The organism is Phenylobacterium sp., from assembly GCF_031425575.1.
Taxonomy (GTDB): domain Bacteria; phylum Pseudomonadota; class Alphaproteobacteria; order Caulobacterales; family Caulobacteraceae; genus Phenylobacterium.
Genome location: NZ_JANPJP010000280.1, coordinates 1 through 4,132, shown reverse-complemented (window position 1 = coordinate 4,132; position 4,132 = coordinate 1). Strand labels below are relative to the sequence as shown.

General features: G+C 69.1%; 4 protein-coding genes. 2 read left to right on the top strand and 2 right to left on the bottom strand.

Translation table 11 applies throughout. The features are described from left to right. Together RMO97_RS15850 and RMO97_RS15845 are read right to left on the bottom strand one after the other, a co-directional pair. Positions 1-828, bottom strand: an 828-nt coding sequence (locus RMO97_RS15850; RefSeq protein ID WP_310542000.1) for an SRPBCC family protein, incomplete at its 3' end; no start/stop codon positions are given. Next, entirely contained in the window at positions 764-1,069 is a 306-nt protein-coding gene (locus RMO97_RS15845; protein ID WP_310541999.1) for a Rieske 2Fe-2S domain-containing protein, read from the bottom strand. The genes RMO97_RS15845 and RMO97_RS15850, both read right to left, overlap by 65 nt. 111 nt (positions 1,070-1,180) lie before the next feature. Between RMO97_RS15845 and RMO97_RS15840 the strand changes: the two genes are divergently transcribed. After that, complete coding sequence (locus RMO97_RS15840; RefSeq protein ID WP_310541998.1) at positions 1,181-2,848, top strand: NAD+ synthase; 1,668 nt, start codon at positions 1,181-1,183, stop codon at positions 2,846-2,848. 131 nt (positions 2,849-2,979) lie between these two features. Continuing rightward, a complete protein-coding gene (locus RMO97_RS15835) occupies positions 2,980-3,948 on the top strand; it encodes a hypothetical protein (RefSeq protein WP_310541997.1) in 969 nt (322 codons plus the stop codon). Positions 3,949-4,132 lie beyond the last annotated feature (184 nt).

The window sequence follows — 4,132 nt, the reverse complement described above, 5'->3', positions numbered from 1 at the left end:
TATCCCGGCCAACCTCGCCTTCAAGAACCGGTGCAGGCGCCAGACGCTGGCCTCCAGGTGGCTGAGCGGGCCTGGCGTGTAGAGGGGGCTCATCACGCCTTTCTGGGCGCCTTCGCAGGCCGGGGTGTCCTCGTCGTGGATGGCGAGGACCCTTGCGCGGAAGCCGGCCACAAACTCCGGGATGGCGGCAAGGTCGGGGTGGGCCAGGAGGTGGATGTTGAGGCGGAACCGGCCGTGCTCGATGGCGTCCAGTTCATACCAGGTTCCGAGCGGCGTCCCCTCCGAGAAGAACAGCAGGGTGGTGGGGAAGATGGCCGCCACCACGAAGCCGTGGTTGCCCTCGCCGGCGGGCGGGTTCTCCAAAATGGTGAACAGGTCGCCGCCCTGGCCCTCATAGGTGGTGAGGCCCGGATTGGTCGTCTGCAGGGTGCCCGCGTGGGGGCCGATGTGGTGGTAGGACTCCAGGAAGTTCTCCACCATCAGCTTCCAGTTCCAGGGGGACTCCAGGCTGATGGTGTCCACCGTCACCATGTCCTGAGGAGCGAAGGGCGCCAGCCGCTCGGCCAGGGGCGCGACCTGGGGCGCCAGGGGCGGCGCCTGGCCGTCCACATTGGCGAAGACCCAGCCGCCCCAGCGGGTGGTGGCGATCCTGGGCAGGTCGCAATCGTCGCGGTCGAAGGCCTCCGAGCGCTCCATGCCCGGCGCGGCGGCCAGCCTGCCGTCCAGGCCGTAGCGCCAGAGGTGGTAGGGGCAGGTGAGGGCCTTAGCGACGCCGCAGCCCTCCACCACCGGCATGCCGCCGGTGGCGGCAGACCCGCGACAGGACATGGATCTCGCCGGCGGCGTCGCGGGTCACCACCAGGGGCGCGCCGCCGACATCGACGCTGCGATAGGCGCCAGGCTCGGCCAGGTCGCTCTCGCGGGCCACCGGCATCCAGCCCGCGCGGAAGATCAGGGCCTGCTCGGCGGCGAAGACGTCGGCATCGGCGAAGGCCGCGCGGGGCAGGGCCGCGGCCCTGGGCAGGCTGTCGGACACCGCGGCATAGGCCGTCCTGGCATGGTCGCTCATCTCGCCGTCCCCGTCGTTTGTTCGCGCTGACGATGCCACGGCTGACCCTGGGTTCGTCCAGTCAAGGTTTCCGGGGTGGCGAGGGGCGGTCGGCGCGGCTACATGACGAACATGACCAATCGCCTCGTCATCGCCGCCATCCAGGCCAACCCCACCGTCGGCGCCATCGCCGCCAACGAAAAGCTCGCCCGCGAGCGGATGGCGGAGGCCCATGCGGCCGGCGCGGACATCGCGCTGTTTTCCGAACTGTTCCTCACCGGCTATCCGCCTGAGGACCTGGCCCTGAAGCCCGCCCTGTGGGCCGCCGGCAAGGCCGCGGTCGAGCGGTTGGCCCTGTCCACCAAGGACAGCTGCGCGGCCCTGGTGGGCCTGATCTGGCCGGCCGAGGGTCCCGGGCGCAGGCCGCGCAATGCGCTCGCCTTCCTGGCCGACGGCTTGGTCCAGGGCGTGGCCTTCAAGTGCGACCTGCCCAACTACGGCGTCTTCGACGAGAAGCGGGTATTCGAACCGGGCGAGAGCCCGTCGGTCTTCGAATGGAAAGGCGTCAAGCTGGGCGTGCCGATCTGCGAGGACATCTGGGCGCCGGCCGTCTGCGCCGACCTGAAGGCCCAGGGGGCGGAGATCCTGCTGGTCCCCAACGGCTCACCCTTCCGCCGCCTGGCCGACGCCGAACGGATGAGCGCGGCCGCCGCCCGCGTGGCCGAGACCGGCCTGCCGATGGTCTATGTCAACGAGGTGGGCGGCCAGGACGAGCTGGTGTTCGACGGCGGCTCCTTCGCGCTGTCGGCGAGCGGCGAGGTGGTCATGCGCCTGCCGATGTTCGAGGCGGCCGCGGCCAACACGGTCTGGGAGAAGGGCGAGGGCGGGGTCTGGACCTGCGTCGAGGCGCCGATGGCCGACTGGGTGTCGGGACCTGAAGAGGTGTACCGGGCCATGGTGCTGGGCCTGAGAGACTATGTGAACAAGTCGGGCTTCCCTGGTGTTTTACTTGGGCTTTCCGGCGGGGTGGATTCGGCCATCGTCGCGGTGGTGGCCGCCGACGCCCTGGGTCCGGACCGGGTCCGCTGCTTCATGCTGCCGTCGCGCTACACCAGCCAGGACAGCCTGGATGACGCGGCGGGCTGCGCCCAACGCCTGGGGGTGCGGCTGGACGAGATCGCCATCTCGCCGGCGGTGGACGCCTTCGCCGAAATGCTGACACCGCATTTCGAGAACCGGGCGCCGGACCTGACCGAGGAGAACATCCAGGCTCGCACCCGGGGCCTGGCCCTGATGGCGCTGTCCAACAAGCTGGGCTCGATGCTGCTGACCACCGGCAACAAGAGCGAGATGGCGGTGGGCTACGCCACCCTCTATGGCGACATGTGCGGCGGCTACAACGTCCTGAAGGACGTCTACAAGACCCAGGTCTACGAGGTCTGCGAATGGCGCAACGCCAACGACCCCTACGGCGTGGCGGTCTCCCCGATCCCCGAGCGCATCCTCACCAAGGCGCCGTCGGCCGAACTGCGGCCTGACCAGAAGGACCAGGACAGCCTGCCCGAATATGCCGAGCTCGACGCTATCCTGCATGGTTTGGTGGAGGAGGAGGCGACCCTGGACGAGATCGTCGCCCGCGGCCACGCGCCCGAGACCGTCGAGCGGGTGCAGCGCCTGCTGTACAATTCCGAATACAAGCGCCGCCAGGCCGCCCCCGGGGTGAAGATCGGACCGAGGGCCTTCGGGCGCGACCGGCGCTATCCCATCGTCAATGGGTTCCGGGACGCAGTGACGAAGTAGCTCTTCTCCTCTCCCGCAAGCGGGAGAGGAGAAGCTGAACTTCGGCCTACCTGCGCCCCTCCACGCGACGCAAAGTTGCGGTTTCAAGCTTGGCTGTTATCCTGCACCCATTCTGGGTGGAGGGGTCTGAGATGGGTCTGCGTCTGATTTCGCGGCTGGCGGTTTGCGCCGGCCTGATGATGGTTTTGAGCGCCTGCGCCACCACCGTCGACATCAGCGCCCGCTTCCCGGCGCGCTACGCCGAGACCGCCAATATCCGCAAGATCGCCGTGGCCGGCTTCGACGGCTATGGCGGCCGCGAGTTCCAGTCAGCCCTGCAGGCCGAGCTGTTCGCCGCCCGGTTCGACGGCCAGCCCTACTTCACGGTGGTCGCCACCGGCGGTCCCAGCGATCCGCGCGACGCGGCGCCCTATGGCCGCTCGGTGGGCGCCCAGGGCGTGATCCTGGGCACGGTGGGCACCGACTTCAACACCTCCAGCTACCAGGGCAGCGAGAGCCGCTGCGTGCGGTGGGAGGGGGACAAGTGCAAGGAATACAAGTCCTTCCCCATCCCTTGTTGGCGCCGGAACGTCGATCTGATCGTGACCCCCAGCCTGGTGAACGTCGCCAATGGCCGGGTGGTCTATTCCACTCAGAAGCGGGCCAGCCGCAACACCAGCTGGTGCGGGAACAATTCGCCGTCCACCGGCGACCTGGCCATGGTGACCGACGCCCAGCGCGACATTCTCGGCGACATCCGCCGCGATATCGCCCCCTATAACACCACGCTGTCGGCCACCTTGAAGACCAAGGGCGCGGGGCTGAGCGACGCCCTCAAGCCGCAGTTCACCGCGGCGGTGAAGGCCGCCTCCAGCGGGGACATGGCCACGGCCTGCCAGGCCTGGACCAGCATCAACGCCGCCCAGCCCGGCAATCTGGACACCGTCTATGACCTGGGGGTCTGCGCCGAGAGCGCCGGCGACTACGGCAAGGCGATGACCCTCTACCGGCAGGCCCAGAGCCTGGCGCCGGCCTCCGACAGCGCGATCGCCGAGTCCTACGCCCGCGTCCAGGACCTGGCGGCGGCCAAGGCGGCCCTGGCCCGCGGCCAGAAGAGGTAGGTCCTAGATCCTCCCCCGGGCGCGTCGCGCCGATGTGGGGCAGGTGGCTCGGCGCTCACCTTTCAGTGCGGAGCAGAAGCTGCGGCGTGGCTGATATCGCGCAGCCTCCCTAGAGTTCGAGAATGTCCCCGCCTGATCCCGAGTCCGCCGCCATCGCCTGTATCGAGGCCTTCACCGAGCGCTA

Excerpts from the sequence above, each read along its gene's own strand:
- RMO97_RS15845 (WP_310541999.1), bottom strand. The coding sequence starts at position 1,069 with ATGAGCGACCATGCCAGGACGGCCTATGCCGCGGTGTCCGACAGCCTG.
- RMO97_RS15840 (WP_310541998.1), top strand. The coding sequence starts at position 1,181 with ATGACCAATCGCCTCGTCATCGCCGCCATCCAGGCCAACCCCACCGTC.
- RMO97_RS15835 (WP_310541997.1), top strand. The coding sequence starts at position 2,980 with ATGGGTCTGCGTCTGATTTCGCGGCTGGCGGTTTGCGCCGGCCTGATG.